The sequence below is a fragment of the Rheinheimera mesophila genome, assembly GCF_000986865.1.
In the GTDB taxonomy this organism is placed as follows: domain Bacteria; phylum Pseudomonadota; class Gammaproteobacteria; order Enterobacterales; family Alteromonadaceae; genus Pararheinheimera; species Pararheinheimera mesophila.
Genome location: NZ_LAVS01000011.1, coordinates 42,609 through 56,394 on the forward strand (window position 1 = coordinate 42,609; position 13,786 = coordinate 56,394).

15 protein-coding genes are annotated in these 13,786 nt (G+C 47.8%); 13 read left to right on the top strand and 2 right to left on the bottom strand.

Features of this window, described 5'->3' with window-relative positions; translation table 11 throughout:
• The first annotated feature begins 152 nt into the window (after window positions 1–152).
• From SD53_RS06405 to SD53_RS06420, 5 genes are all read left to right on the top strand, one after another.
• Window positions 153–386, top strand: coding sequence for a hypothetical protein (locus tag SD53_RS06405; protein ID WP_046519407.1), 234 nt, complete (start codon window positions 153–155; stop codon window positions 384–386).
• A 51-nt stretch (window positions 387–437) separates the two neighbouring features.
• Window positions 438–713: a hypothetical protein gene (locus SD53_RS06410; protein WP_125060950.1), complete on the top strand. Its 276-nt coding sequence runs from the start codon at window positions 438–440 to the stop codon at window positions 711–713.
• A gap of 499 nt (window positions 714–1,212) precedes the next feature.
• Window positions 1,213–1,374, top strand: a complete 162-nt coding sequence (locus tag SD53_RS18635; protein ID WP_157850010.1) for a hypothetical protein — start codon at window positions 1,213–1,215, stop codon at window positions 1,372–1,374.
• A gap of 317 nt (window positions 1,375–1,691) precedes the next feature.
• A complete protein-coding gene (locus SD53_RS18800; protein ID WP_052749283.1) occupies window positions 1,692–2,000 on the top strand; it encodes a hypothetical protein in 309 nt (102 codons plus the stop codon).
• Window positions 2,001–2,337: 337 nt separating this feature from the next.
• On the top strand, window positions 2,338–3,168 hold the full coding sequence (locus tag SD53_RS06420) for a hypothetical protein (protein ID WP_046519409.1): 831 nt from the start codon (window positions 2,338–2,340) through the stop codon (window positions 3,166–3,168).
• Here the strand turns inward: SD53_RS06420 and SD53_RS06425 are convergent.
• Window positions 3,158–3,526 carry a hypothetical protein gene (locus SD53_RS06425; protein ID WP_046519410.1) on the bottom strand — a complete coding sequence of 123 codons (369 nt, stop codon included), beginning with the start codon at window positions 3,524–3,526 and terminating at the stop codon, window positions 3,158–3,160. The two genes, SD53_RS06420 and SD53_RS06425, sit on opposite strands and share 11 nt — an antisense overlap.
• 360 nt (window positions 3,527–3,886) lie before the next feature.
• Here SD53_RS06425 and ccoG point away from each other — a divergent pair, with 360 nt between their 5' ends.
• The 5 genes from ccoG (at window position 3,887) to SD53_RS17985 (ending at window position 8,299) form a co-directional block, all read left to right on the top strand.
• Window positions 3,887–5,311, top strand: a complete 1,425-nt coding sequence (gene ccoG / locus SD53_RS06430; protein WP_082101802.1) for a cytochrome c oxidase accessory protein CcoG — start codon at window positions 3,887–3,889, stop codon at window positions 5,309–5,311.
• Between the two features lie 79 nt (window positions 5,312–5,390).
• Entirely contained in the window at window positions 5,391–6,371 is a 981-nt protein-coding gene (locus SD53_RS06435) for a serine/threonine protein kinase (RefSeq protein WP_046519411.1), read from the top strand.
• Between the two features lie 47 nt (window positions 6,372–6,418).
• Window positions 6,419–7,054: a thiol:disulfide interchange protein DsbA/DsbL gene (locus SD53_RS06440; protein WP_046519412.1), complete on the top strand. Its 636-nt coding sequence runs from the start codon at window positions 6,419–6,421 to the stop codon at window positions 7,052–7,054.
• Window positions 7,055–7,070: 16 nt separating this feature from the next.
• Window positions 7,071–7,718: a thiol:disulfide interchange protein DsbA/DsbL gene (locus tag SD53_RS06445; RefSeq protein WP_046519413.1), complete on the top strand. Its 648-nt coding sequence runs from the start codon at window positions 7,071–7,073 to the stop codon at window positions 7,716–7,718.
• Between the two features lie 146 nt (window positions 7,719–7,864).
• Window positions 7,865–8,299, top strand: coding sequence for a hypothetical protein (locus SD53_RS17985; RefSeq protein WP_052749284.1), 435 nt, complete (start codon window positions 7,865–7,867; stop codon window positions 8,297–8,299).
• A 31-nt stretch (window positions 8,300–8,330) separates the two neighbouring features.
• On the opposite strand, the gene SD53_RS06455 is transcribed toward SD53_RS17985, so the two are convergent.
• Window positions 8,331–8,996, bottom strand: a complete 666-nt coding sequence (locus tag SD53_RS06455) for a hypothetical protein (protein ID WP_046519414.1) — start codon at window positions 8,994–8,996, stop codon at window positions 8,331–8,333.
• 136 nt (window positions 8,997–9,132) lie between these two features.
• On the opposite strand from SD53_RS06455, the gene SD53_RS06460 reads away from it, so the two are divergent.
• From SD53_RS06460 to SD53_RS06470, 3 genes are all read left to right on the top strand, one after another.
• Window positions 9,133–9,822: an SDR family NAD(P)-dependent oxidoreductase gene (locus SD53_RS06460; protein WP_046519415.1), complete on the top strand. Its 690-nt coding sequence runs from the start codon at window positions 9,133–9,135 to the stop codon at window positions 9,820–9,822.
• A 181-nt stretch (window positions 9,823–10,003) separates the two neighbouring features.
• The gene (locus tag SD53_RS06465) at window positions 10,004–11,521 is read left to right on the top strand and encodes a leucyl aminopeptidase (RefSeq protein ID WP_106693138.1); all 1,518 of its coding nucleotides are present in this window, start codon (window positions 10,004–10,006) and stop codon (window positions 11,519–11,521) included.
• Window positions 11,522–11,816: 295 nt separating this feature from the next.
• Window positions 11,817–13,781 (top strand): protein-disulfide reductase DsbD family protein, encoded by a 1,965-nt coding sequence (locus SD53_RS06470; protein ID WP_241481760.1) that lies wholly within the window; start codon window positions 11,817–11,819, stop codon window positions 13,779–13,781.
• Window positions 13,782–13,786 lie beyond the last annotated feature (5 nt).

Below are 13,786 nucleotides of genomic sequence, written 5' to 3' on the forward strand. Positions count from 1 at the left end.
GTTTTGGTGCGCATTGGATCCGCGCTCGTTCTTGTGTGGGTTTATTGTCGTCGGACATGAGTGAAACAGCGCAGATAAGGAGCCAAAACGAGATTGTTTTGGTTTGTCAAAAGCTTGTTTTTCAGACTTTACTTAACTCAAGGAGACATATCATGAAAGAGTTAACATTTGAGCAAGTGGCTTATATCAGTGGTGGCGATCGTGGTGACGCAGTAGCTGGCGGTGCTATAGCTACAGGTCTTGGTGCTGGAGGTTATGCGGCGGCAGCTGCGCGCGGTGCAGGTTACGGAGCGAGAGCTGGTGCAATCTTTGGGGTTGCTGGTTTCTTGGGCGGAGCTCTTTTAGGTGGTGTAGTCGGTTTTATCGCTTACGAAATTGGCAAATAACACTTTGTATCGGAGGGCTATGCCCTCCGATTATCCTTTGGGAGGTATTGTATGATCTGGAGTAAGAAACATACCGTTACTATGGTTTTATCAATAGCTATATTATTTTCTTTTTTATTTATTCTTCCAGGTAACCTATCCGCCCAGATCACAATGGGTACAGCCACATTTGTCATCATTAGCATGATTTTTTTCTTTGAAAAAAACAATGGTCTAGGTTTTTTTGGTAATTTGAGAGTATTTTCTTTTAATTTAGTATTGAGTTTGTTTGTTGCTTTACCGCTAGTGTTTTTAACGGTTTGGCTATCTCATTATGTAAGTCGCTGACCACGAATCAAAGACACTAAATGACAGTTTCGATTAATAGATCGCTGGTAGGTGGAAATTCGATTCGGTGCTAATGCTCCGATGTATCATTAAACCGCTTTGAGTATATGCGAAATGATATTTTTCCATGGCGATAAGGCTCGTAGTTTTAAAAAGTTATTCATTAAACTAGAGATAAATATCTATACAAAAAGCCGATGCTGCTCTGCTTGAGTTGAATACAAAATGAGTGGGCAGGCCAATTACGAAGCCCAAGGCCTGTATTTGTTAGTTATTTAGACACAGGGAGATATTATGTGTTGGAAAAGAAAACTCACCCTTTGTAGGCGTAGTGTAATTTTTGGCGCCAGTTTGGGTATCGCACTTGGTGTTTGTCTTCAGATTATGATTCAACAATTATTTGGCTAAATGTTTTAGCCGATGTATTAATTTAAAATATAGTCGTAACCCGTGAGATTGTATATTCAGCGGTGAGAAGGCTTTGAATCAAGGATGTTCTATGTTTAAAGGAATAAAAAATTATTCAATTCTGCATAAGTTCACTGTACTGGGCGGATTTGTTGGCCTCTCAATTGATTTATTTTTTGATTGTTTTCCTTTATTTACCGGGATGAGCATGCTGGTGCTGGCATTGGTGACTTATGTCCTGCTCGATAAATGACAAAAGCAGATCTATAAAATGGGGTGTGAAAGGAAGACACCCGCTTATAGATATAAACTCACTGAGCTTATTCGTGTAAATAACTGTTCCAATTAGTAGATCACTTGTAGGCTGAAACCCATCGTTTGAAGAAAGTCATTCATAGAACCAGAGATAAAGACCTATGCCGCAGAGCCAATGCGGTTCTGCTGATGTTAAAAGGTGCCACTAAATCTGAAGTCGCCAGTGTTGATGGCTTGGAAACAAAAGGAGTTGGTAGGCCAGTCCGCCAGCCTAAAGCCTTTATCTGTAAGGTATTGAGACTGTCATTGGAGTAAATGCCGCGAACCTTGGATTATCAGCGCTCACGCTGGAGTACTGAGTTGTTCGCGTTGCTGCTCAGAAAGCCGTGTAGCATCAAGCCGCATAGTTCCACCATCAGACGTTGGTTGCCAAAGCTGGGTATGATCTGGCGTCGGGCCGCCCCGACCCTAACCATACGAGACCAGGACAAAGATGCGAAGTTAGCGGCGATGTGTGAAGCGCTGGACGACAGCAGTTCTGACCATCCGGTATTTTATGAAGATGAAGCGGATATCCACCTGAACCCGAGGATTGGCGCTGAATGGAGCCTAAAAGGCCTGTAGCGTAAAGTGGTGAAACCAGGCCAAAGGTCAGTACAGGCGTGCGAAAAGCGTGACCTTTATTGTGGACAATTACATCATTCACAAGATTAAGAAAACGCAAAAGTAGCTGGCTGAAAACCCGAAGTTCAAACTGTTGTTTTTACTTGTCTATCGCCCGTGGCATAACAAAGTAGAAAAACTCCGGCATGCGCTGCATCAAAGGATTACTCGCAACCGTCGATTTAGTTATTTAGTACTAGCCCTACTTGCATGGCATACAGTTAAATTGTACAAAAGTGGCCCTATGCCTGATTGACCGGGAATGGATAACCATAAATAAACAAAGGGATAAAGTCAGATGAAAGTGCTGTGGGGTTGGGTGGTTGTGTTGCTGGCAGGTTGCAGTTCAATGGCGGACGGTGATTACCGTTATGGGGTGATAATTGAGCCGGACGACGAAAGTTTTATTATTCACTCCTATGCACAGCAGGCGCAGGCTGTTGAAATAACCACTAAAACGGCGGATAAACACCAGTATCAGCCTATTGCCAGCAGTACATTGGCTGAACTGCAGTTGGAGCTTTGGCTGAAAGATCCGCAGCAACTTTGTTCTGTTGAGGAGACAAAGGCGTTAGTCACTCATTTTAAGGCGTTAGGTCGCAGTGCCGGTTTTAGTTATGGCCAGCCGCAACGCCTGCAGCTTTATCTCTCGCTGAATGAGAGTTTCAATTACAAAGAGCGACTGGCCCCAGACAGTGATCAACTGGCTTTATTTTATTCACTGCGTACTTGTCAGCAGGCGACTGAGCAATTAGCTGAGTTTTACAGTCACTCAGTGCATGAGCTGATGCACTGGCTGATGCTGCGGCATGGTTTGGATTTTGCGCAACTGAACCAGGTTCAGCATGAATACTGGGCCAGTCGGGGCGCGTATTGCGCATTGATCAGTAATCCGGGCTTTCAGAGCCTGGATCCTTTGTACCCCAGCGAATTTACAGCCAAAGAACTGCGGCTGATGCAGAAAAAATCAGGGGTAGAGAATGCAACAGAATTAGGTGCCCGCTTGCTGCATAACGAGTTAAATCAATTGGCTGGCGCTTTGCAAGTGACAAAACATCATCCAGATTTACAGCAGATACTGAGTTGGTGTCAGCAAAAGCCTGAGCTTAATCCAGCTATTACTGACTAAATTCTTCCAACTTCGGATACTGCTCTAATACAGCACAGGCTCTTTGCATGGCTTCGCCAAACAAGGCCGGGTGAAAATCACCGTTTTGGCAGTAATCACGGCGAAATTGCAGCAGGCTGTGGATATCCTGGGCTGCTTTGGCTAAGGCTTGCTGTTGGCCTTCGCCATAATCCTGACCTATCGCATAAAAAGCTTTCTGAATTTTGCGGCTGACCACTGAATCAGATTGAGCGCCCGGTAGTGAAACATGTTCGGCCAGCCAATCCAATACAGGCTCGGAATACGGCAGCACCCGCGGATGATCATAAAATGTCAGGGCACCGACAAGAAGCAAACACAACAGTAAAAATTTGCGCATAACCTGTTACCCCATCTTTCACTTGATTGGTTATAACACAGTGCAGCCAGCTTGCCACTGTCAACCAGGCAACCAGAATAGGCTTGAGTGTCAACGATGTTGACAGAGCAAAACTGAGCCTAAGATTAAAATTCAATATGGATCAGAGTGTTATATACTATAGGCCTTTGGTTCAATTATTGCAGACAGTTCTTTCGGTGATAATACAAAGCAGCCAGGACCAGCCGCCTTACCCAGCCTTTTAGCTGCAGCAGACAGTTAAGAGGCGGATCATTTGCCAGACCAAGGTATGGTTTGTCCTGTATCAACAAGCTGCACTAAACAGCCTGCTACACTGATGATCAGAGAGCAGCACGAGGTATGGGCGTGGATAATAAGATAGATATTAAAAATATTCCGGTTGAGGTGTACAAACCCGATCCGGACAAGAAAGCAAAGTACAATCCAAGAGATCGCATCTATGTGCGGGCGGTTAAGGGGTTACATCAGACATTAAGGCGCAATATAGGTTTTGTCTTTATGGCGGCCTTTATGCTGCTGCCCTGGCTTCAATTTAACGGCCAGCAGGCCATTTTGCTCGATATTGTGGAGCAGAGATTTTATATTTTCGGTTTGACCTTATGGCCGCAGGATTTCACCATTCTGGCCTGGATTTTTGTCATCGCCGCATTTGCGTTGTTTTTTGTCACTACCTTTTATGGCCGGGTCTGGTGTGGTTATTTATGCCCGCAAACCGTCTGGACTTTTATTTTTATGTGGTTTGAAGAGAAATTTCAGGGTACCCGCAATCAGCGAATGAAGCTGGATCAGGAACCCTGGAGCTTCAACAAGCTATGGAGAAAAGGCCTGACTCATTTTAGCTGGCTGGCATTTTCTGTGCTTACAGCGCTGATTTTTGTCGGCTACTTTACCCCTGTCGATCAGCTCTTTATTCAGTTCTTTACTTTTGAAACCAGCTTCTGGGCTGCGGTGTCGGTGTGGTTTTTTGCTTTCTGTACTTATGGCAATGCCGGCTGGATGCGCGAAATTATGTGTACTCACATTTGCCCTTATGCCCGTTTCCAATCCGCTATGTTCGATAAAGACACTTTTACCGTCACCTACGATGCCAAACGTGGTGAAAACCGTGGTCCACGTGCCCGTAAAGACACCGACTACAAAGCCAAAGGTTTAGGCGATTGTATCGACTGTAATTTATGTGTGCATGTCTGCCCTACTGGTATCGATATTCGTAACGGTCTGCAGTACGAGTGCATTAACTGTGGTGCCTGTATCGACGCTTGTGACGACACCATGGATAAAATGGGCTACGCCAAAGGCTTAATCAGCTACACCACAGAACATAGCCTGGAGGGCAAAACCACTAAAGTGATCCGTGGCAAATTAGTCGGCTACTTTATGGTGCTGGTCGCAGTTTGTGCTGCCTTTGCCTGGACCTTAGTGGTGCGCAAACCTGTGGTGATGGACATAGTGCGTGACCGAGGGGCTTTGTTCCGTGAAACCGACGAAGGTTTAATTGAAAATACCTACACCTTAAAAGTCATTAACAAGTCGCAGTTGGAGCAAACCTATCGGCTGTCGGTTGAGGGGTTGGATGATGCACAGTGGATTGGCGAGAAAGAGCTGACCGTCAAAGGTGGCGAAACCGCCAACCTGCCAATCAGCTTATCGCTGGATCCTGTGGATGCAAAAAGGCCTGTGCTGGAAATTGAATTTGTGTTGCAGGACAGTGACGAGCCTGATGTTCGTTTAACTCAGGGCAGCAAGTTCTTTTCCGCCCGCTAAAGCGGTAAAAGCGTTAGACTAGGGAGCTTCGGCTCCCTATTTTTTAGGCTAACCAGCAGCTATTACCAAACGGAATTTCATGAGCACTTTTGATTTTTCTACCTTAAGTCCGGATTTAATGCTGGATGCCCTGTTTCATTATGGCTTTGATGTCAGTTCGGGTTTATTACAACTCAACAGCTTTGAAAACCGCGTTTGCCAGTTCAGAGATGACGATCGTAAAAGCTGGGTGGTAAAGTTCTACCGGCCAGAGCGCTGGAGTTTAGAGCAACTGAACGAAGAACATCAGTTTGTCCGTGAACTGGCGGAGATTGAAGTACCGGTGGCTGAAGCTGTTGCACGCGATGGCCAGCAGGTGTTGTCTTATGGCGGCTTTTATTTATCGGTTTTTCCAAGCCGTGGTGGCCGCACTTTAGAACCGGACAACGAAAATCAACTGCTGCAACTGGGACGCTTTTTAGGCATGTTGCATCAGGTCGGCGCGGCCCGGCCTTTCGTGCACAGACCGACCATCAACCACCAGACTTTTTTACTCGACAGCCAGCACAGCTTGTTGCAATCGGGCCTTATTCCACCTTCATTGGAAAAACATTATCAGGCCATGATGCAACAATTAGGCGATAAAGTCGGTCCTTTGTATCAGCCAGAAAAAATCCGCAGGGTGCATGGCGATTGCCATATCGGCAATTTGCTCTGGCACGACGACAGGCCTTTGTTGCTGGACTTTGATGACAGTCGCAATGGCCCTGCAGTGCAGGATTTGTGGTTATTGCTCAATGGCGACAGGGCGGAACAAACTTATCAGTTGTCGTTGTTATTGGAAGAGTATGAACAGTACTGCGACTTTGATCATAAAGAGCTGCGGCTGATCGAACCCCTGCGGGCTATGCGTATAGTGTCCTACATGGCCTGGATAGCAAAAAGGTGGAGCGATCCGGCTTTCCCGCAGAACTTTCCATGGTTCAGTACAGACCAATACTGGCAGCAACAACTCAAGGCGCTGGATGAACAGCTTAAATTCTGTGACCAGAGCCCACTTTCTTTGATGCCGCAGTGGTAAGTTTTTGTTAGAGTAGTGACAGTTTTATTCCAAGGAACATTCGAATAATGAAAAAGTTAACAGCGTTGTTAGTAGGTGCATTGTTATTACCTGTAGCCGTTTTTGCCGCTCAGTTTGAGGAAGGTAAACACTATGAAGTGATTTCAGAGCAAGCTACCACCAAACCTGAAGTGAAAGAGTTTTTCTCGTTTTATTGCCCAGCCTGTTTTGGTTATGAACCCAAGGTTCAGGCGTTAGCCAAGCAATTACCTGCGGGTATTGAACTGAAAAAAGTGCATGTCGACTTTTTACAGCACGCTTCACCAGAAATTCAGGCGACTTTAGCCAAAGCTTATCTGGTCGCAAAAAATCTGGGGAAAGGCGATCAGGTTGCCAGCGCGTTTTTTAATCACATTCATGTCGACCGCAAAACTTTTGCCAACGACGACGATATCAAAGCTGTGGCTGTGGCTCAGGGCATAGACGCAGACACTTACGATAAAGCCATCAAAAGCTTTACTGTAGCTGGTGGTGCTAAACAAATGAAAAAAGAGCAGGATGCTTTGTCTTCCCGCCGTGTATTAACTGGTGTACCGACTTTTATCGTCAATGGCAAATATAAAATTCTGAATCAGGGTCTGAGCCGTGAGAATCAGGATGAAGAGTTTAAACAGCTCGTTAATTTCTTACTGACTCAATCTTAATAAAAAGGCGCCTTTTATGTTGAAAAAATTACTGGTTGCGCTGGTCTTTGCTCCCGCCATGGCTTTTGCCTCTGCGGCGGCATCGGTGCAGTATCAAGAGGGTGTGCATTACGAGGTCGTGGCAGAACAAGCAACGGCTCAACCTGAAGTTCTGGAGTTCTTCTCGTTTTACTGTCCCCATTGTAAAGCTTTTGAGCCTTTTGCTCAGGCGCTGAATAAGAGTTTGCCTAAAGGGGTCAGCCTGACTAAACATCACGTCGACTTTTTGCAGGTTGCTCCGCCTGAGTTACAGCAGTCGCTCGCTAAAGCCTATGTGGTGGCAAAAAATGCCGGTCAGGGCGATCGCATTGCTGATGTAATTTTTGATTATTTGCATACGCAGCGTGCCAGTTTCAGCAACGAGCAGGATATTCGCAACTTGCTAATTGCAAATGATATTCCTGCTATGCTGTTTGATTCAGGTATGGTCAGTCAGGCTGTGAACGATGAAGTCGCTGCGATGAAAAAGAGTCAGGACCATTATTCTGAAGCCAAAGTCCTCAGAGGTGTGCCGACCTTACTGGTGAACGGCAAATATCTGGTGAAGTTTTCTGGTTTAAGCCAACAAAATTTCCAGCAGGATTTAGATGCACTGGTCGCTTTTTTACTGGCGAAAAAAACCTAAGCAGTCTGTGATTGCTCCAGCCAGCAACAAAACCGGCCTTGTGGAAACAGGCCGGTTTTTTCTTTTAGTCATTTCGCCCGATTTATTGCGAACTATTCTCAACTAAACTAGTCTAGATAGTATCTATTCTCAATTGGAACAGCGCGATGCAACACTGGCAACAAATTATTGCTCAAGGCAATCAGGCCTTTATTGAACGCCATCTAAGCGCGGCAGAACATTTATATCGTCAGGCCATTTCTGATGTCTGGCCTGTTTGGTACCACTGTGCTTTTGTGGGTTGTCCGCCTGAGCTGAGTCGTGAGGAGGCGTCGTTACCTACCTTTTGTTTATCTGTTTCCATTCAGAATCTGGCTGAAACTTATGCACAACAGCAACGCTGGCGCCGTTGTCAGAGCACATTAAGGCATGGTTTAAATTGGTTTGAGCAGATGCTACAGCGTTTGGATGCTGATCATCCGGCCAGTATTGCGGTGCTGCAAGAGTCCGCCAAACTCAGAGCCGAATATCAGGCGGCCTGTACAAGATATAAGCAATGGCAACTATCCCGTGTTGTACAAAGAGGGAGTTATCTGCATTAGCTGTGCTGTCTGGCTGAGCAGACAGGCGACTTCAAAGTAAAAACCACTTGCCCTGCTGCAATTGCAGACTCTGTCGTTTTTGTTCTTCCTCTCCATTGTGGTAGTGCAGCCTGGTAAATTCGACTTTTTCCGGGCTGACCCAACGCACATCCAGTGGATTCCAGGGTTGTATTCTGTTGTCATCGCCACTTAACACCAGCTCGGCATAGAGTTTATGATGACGGATCCGGTAAATAACCACCAGATTGGCATTTTCTTTATCGGAGTGCGCTTCGGAATACACCAGCAAACGTTGATTGTCTGGCGACAACAGCGGGAAGCCATTGATCTGAGTTTGTAAGCCGGTCTGGGTATTCACCAGATAAACGCTGCGGCCCCTGTATTCAAACACCCAGACCACTGCAAGTTGTACAGCCTGCAAATAGGCCACCAGATAAGGCTGTGTGTCCTCATCTGTTTTTTCATGAAAAATAGGAAAAGCTAAAGCACCGGCTTTGGTTTGCAAATGCAGGAAGTTACTGTTGCGCTGCACCTGAAAAGGAACCTGAGTGAGCAATTCTTCTTCCAGCTCTTGCGCACAAGAGCGCTCAAGCTCTGTATCAAACTCGCACGCCATTGCAGTCGTCGCAATAGCACTGCAAAATAGCCAGAACAGGAACGACACTGCTATTTTTTGCAGTAAGCTGATGCTGTACATCAGAAGTTTTCCTCGCTTGGGTAGGAGCTTCAATGAGTCATGTTGCTTAGTTTAGGTAATTTTGTACTTCAGTCATCACTATTTCGTTTGAAAAGGCTAAAAACTAAGTTCAATCCACAGATCCAGGAGCGGATATATGGCACAGCGACAAAAAACTGCATTGATCACCGGAGCAAACCGCGGCATAGGTTTAGCTATCGCCAAACTACTGCTTGCCCGGGGTGATCTTCGGGTATTGCTGGCAGCCCGTCAGCAAAAAGATGCGGAAGAAGCTGTGGCTCTGCTTGGCGGTGGTACCGCACTTCGGCTTGATTTAACCGATCCTTTGCTGCTGGAGCAAAAAGCACTGCAGATTGAGCGGCAATACGGCCCTGTTGACGTGTTAATTAACAACGCGGGAGTATTGCACTCTACTGAGCTACAGCAAACTCAGGCTGAGGACTTGTTGCATAGTTTATCGGTCAACACCGTGGCCCCTTTTATGCTCTGCAAGGTATTTGGTCATTTGATGAAACAGCGGGGTTATGGCCGTATTGTAAATGTGTCATCCAGTTGGGGAAATTTCTCTGAAGGCCTGGAAGGCCCGGCCTGTTATGCCATCAGTAAGGCTGCACTGAATGCGGTGACTGTTAGTTGTGCGCGCGAGCTAATGCCTGAGGTGAAAGTCAACGCGGCCTGCCCTGGCTGGGTTCGTACCCGAATGGGCGGTGACGCAGCAGATTTGAGTCCCGAGCGAGGTGCAGAAACTCCGGTTTGGCTGGCTACTTTGGCTGAGGATGGTCCAACAGGTGCGTTTTTCCGTAACAAAGTTCAATTGGATTGGTAGCTGGCAGCCGTTTGTTTAGGTCAAAGCCAGTCGTGTTGCGGCGCTTTATTCGCCTCTATTCTGAGCCTGGGCATTCAAACGGATTTGGTCGCTTAAATTCTTCAATTTAACCAGATTGAGCTTGTTGTTCATGCTGGCTTTAGCCACTCTTGGCTGCACTACAATAAAAAGGAAAATCCCCATGAAAACACTTATGACCAGTCTGGCCACTGTGCTGTTGTCTTATTCAGCCGTTGCCGCAGTCCCTTCCATTGAAATGAATCAAAAAGCAGAGCTTGATGCGGATACTCTGGTACTTCTGGTCAGTCCAGAACAACTGGCGCAGTCTTCTTCCGCAGTGCTGCAGCATCAGGCGGTCAAACACGCGATTAAAACCACAGGCTTTTCAGCGAAGAAAGCCGCCCAGTTGGATATTCTGGCGGAAGTTGCGGGTTACAACAGAGTGATGCTGTTAGGCACAGGTGAGCCTGCACAACTGACTGCAGCAAGCAGCAATAATCTGGGGGCAGATATTGCAGCCTGGGTCAAAAAAGACAAAGCCCGTTCTGTGACTATAGATACGGCAGCACTGCAACCGGCGTCAGGCAATGCCGACTTTGCTGCACAACTGGCGCATGGCATTGAGTTGCGCTCTTACAGCTTTGATCGTTATTTCAGTAAAAAAACCGCAGGCGAAGCGAAGAAGTTGGAAATTCTGGTGACAGATGAACAAACGGCAGAGCGTCAGTTCAGTAAGTTACAGGCCGTCACTCAGGGGGTGTTTTTAGCCCGCGATCTGGTGAATGAACCTGCCGCAGCATTAACGCCTGAAACTTTTGCAGCACAGGCCAAAGCTTTGGAAAAGTACGGGGTAAAAGTCCGGGTACTGGATGTGCCTGCGATGGAAAAACTGGGGATGGGCGCTCTTTTAGCCGTAGGGAAAGGCAGTAACAGACCGCCACGTTTAGTAGTGGCGCAGTGGCAGGGCAGCGATCAAAAGCCGCTGGCTATTGTTGGTAAAGGTATTACCTTTGATACCGGCGGTTACAACCTGAAAACAGATGCTGAATCTATAGTCCGGATGACCAGCGATATGGCGGGTGCAGCGGCGGCGTTAGGCACAGTCAAAGCCTTAGCCTTACAAAAAGCCCCGGTCAATGTGGTGGCTGTGATGGCGATGGCTGAAAATATGATATCGGACAAAGCCATGCTGCCTGGCGACGTGCTCAAATCAGCCGCTGGTTTAACCATTCAGGTGACCAATACCGATGCGGAAGGCCGTTTAGTGCTGGCTGATGCGCTTTGGTATGCCAATAAAGAATTCCAGCCGCGCGCTATGGTCGATATTGCAACTTTAACAGGAGCCAAGGTTGGTGCTGTCGGGACTTACTATGCTGGTTTATTCTCAGAGCAGCAGCAACTGGTGGATCAACTGAGCTTAGCCGGTGAAAAAGTGAATGAACCGCTGTGGCGTTTACCTTTGGGTCCACAATTTGCGGACGAACTCAAAAGCGACATTGCCGATCTGAAAAACACTGGCAGCAGCACTGGTGCATCAACCGCCGCCTGGTTTTTAAAACAATTTACCGGTGAGACACCATGGGCTCACCTCGATATAGCAGGCAATGCGCTAAGCAGAGCAGACAAAGAGGTGAACACCAAAGGCGCGACCGGTTATGGTGTGCGCTTGCTGACCGAATGGGCTTTGCAACAACCCTAACGCTATTTCCAATAAAGCCTGAGTTGGACTATCAGAGGGGCGGGTGCAAAACCTGCCCCTACACCCCTCGGCGTGCTGTGGCTGAGGCAGAAAGCCAGCCAGTTGCGTTTGATGGCTGATCCCTGCAGTGTGAATGCCGTACACTAAAAATATCCTGACATACAGCGACAGAAATAATCTGATGACTTTGTTTTGGCGACTATTTTTCTCAATTCTATTCGTGCTCTTTTCCACTGGCTCCGCTCAGGCGCACAGCAGTGGCTGGGTTAAAGCCAGTCACTTAAAAGCAGAGTTGGTGAGTGATCATCAGGATCTTCGCCCCGGTCAACGATTTAAACTTGCATTGCATTTTATTCCGGACGAGCACTGGCATACCTACTGGCAGAACCCTGGTGATTCAGGTTTAGCCACCAGTATTGACTGGACTTTGCCGGACGGTGTCGAGGCAGGAGCTATTCAGTGGCCTGCTCCTATGGCGATTTCGGTGCCGCCATTGGTGAACTACGGTTTTGAAGGGCCGACTATTCTGGTATCGGAGCTCAGTATTCCCGCTGATTTCGAAGGTTCCCAACTGCAGATTAAGGCCAAAGTCGACTGGCTGGTGTGCAAAGAGATTTGTATTCCGGCTGACGCCAGTTTTGAGCTGAACTTGCCTGTGACCCAAACTGCGGTGCTGGCGACTGACTATCTGAAGCTGTTTGAGAAAGCCCGCCAGCAACAGCCTAAAGCTGTGCCACTGCGCGGGCGTTATGATGTCCAAAATCAGCAATTTTCTGCGGCCGTGCCCATGCCTGAGGACTTAAAAGTCTCTGCGTTTTTTGTCGCGGCTGCTGAACTGGTGGATCACGCCGCGCCACAACAAATTGACTGGGTGGACGGCGAATTGTTGTTACGTCAGCAGCAGAATACGTATTTTAATCAGGCGCCCGAGCAGTTTGATTTGGTGCTAAATACAGCGGCTGGGCCTGTATTACTGCAACTGCAGCATGAAAGTGTGCCGCAACAATCAGCCATCAGTCTGGCCAGTTTTAGTCTGATTGACTGGTTAGCTATGTTGGGACTGGCGGCGGTCGGCGGTTTGATCCTGAATCTGATGCCCTGCGTCTTTCCCGTACTGTCGTTAAAAGCCTTGAGCCTGGTCAACGGCCAGCAGTCTGCACAACACACCAAAGCGGAAGCGTTGTGGTACAGCGCTGGAGTCGTGCTGAGTTTTGTGCTGTTAGCGGCAATGCTGTTACTGCTCCGATCCGCAGGCGAGGCTGTGGGCTGGGGATTTCAGTTACAAAACCCTCTGGTTGTAGGGTTGCTGGCTTACTTGCTGTTTGTTCTGGCGCTAAGTTTGTCTGGCGTCGTCCAGTTGGGGCTGGGTTTGATGAACTCAGGCCAACAACTGACAGAAAAGCCCGGCGCTAGAGGATCGTTTTTTACCGGAGTATTAGCCGTCGTTGTCGCCAGCCCTTGCACCGCACCTTTTATGGGCACGGCTTTAGGCTATGCCGCCACGCAGCCTGCCTTAGCGGCTTTGGCTATTTTTGCGGCTTTGGGTTTGGGTATGGCTGTACCTTTTCTGCTGTTAGCCTGGTGGCCGGGTTTTGCGGCGCTGTTGCCTAAACCCGGACTCTGGATGGAAAAGCTAAAACAATGGTTGGCTTATCCGTTGTATTTAAGCGCGGTTTGGCTGCTTTGGGTCTATGGTCGTCAGCAGGGCATAGATGCTCTGGCTTTGGCTCTGGTGGGGCTGGTGTTCGTGGCGGCGGCCTGTTGGTTGTGGGGCCAGCTTCAACTGCAACAAGCAGGCAAAGCCAGTGCGATGATGGCTGTGCTGTTATTTGCCGGTGCACTGGCCTTGTTGTGGTATCCGCAGCCTGCAGCGCAGCAAGCAGCAAAAACCGATCACGCCGAAGTCTGGTCGGAACAACGCTTAAAACAACTGCTGCAGGATGGAAAGCCGGTGTTGGTCAATATGACCGCCGACTGGTGTATTACCTGTTTAGTCAATGAACGGGTGGCGCTGGATACCGACAGCAGTAAAGCCGCTATGGCGTTGTATAACCTGACGTATTTAAAGGGGGACTGGACCAATAAAGACCCTGCCATCAGTGCCTATCTACGCCAGTTTCAGCGCGATGGTGTGCCTTTATACGTATTGTATTGGCCGGGGCAGCCGCCAGAAGTGCTACCACAAATTTTAACGCCGGATTCGTTACGTCAGGCGTTAGAGCAATTGAGCAGTAAACAACCCTTAATTACTAATCAATAGTCACA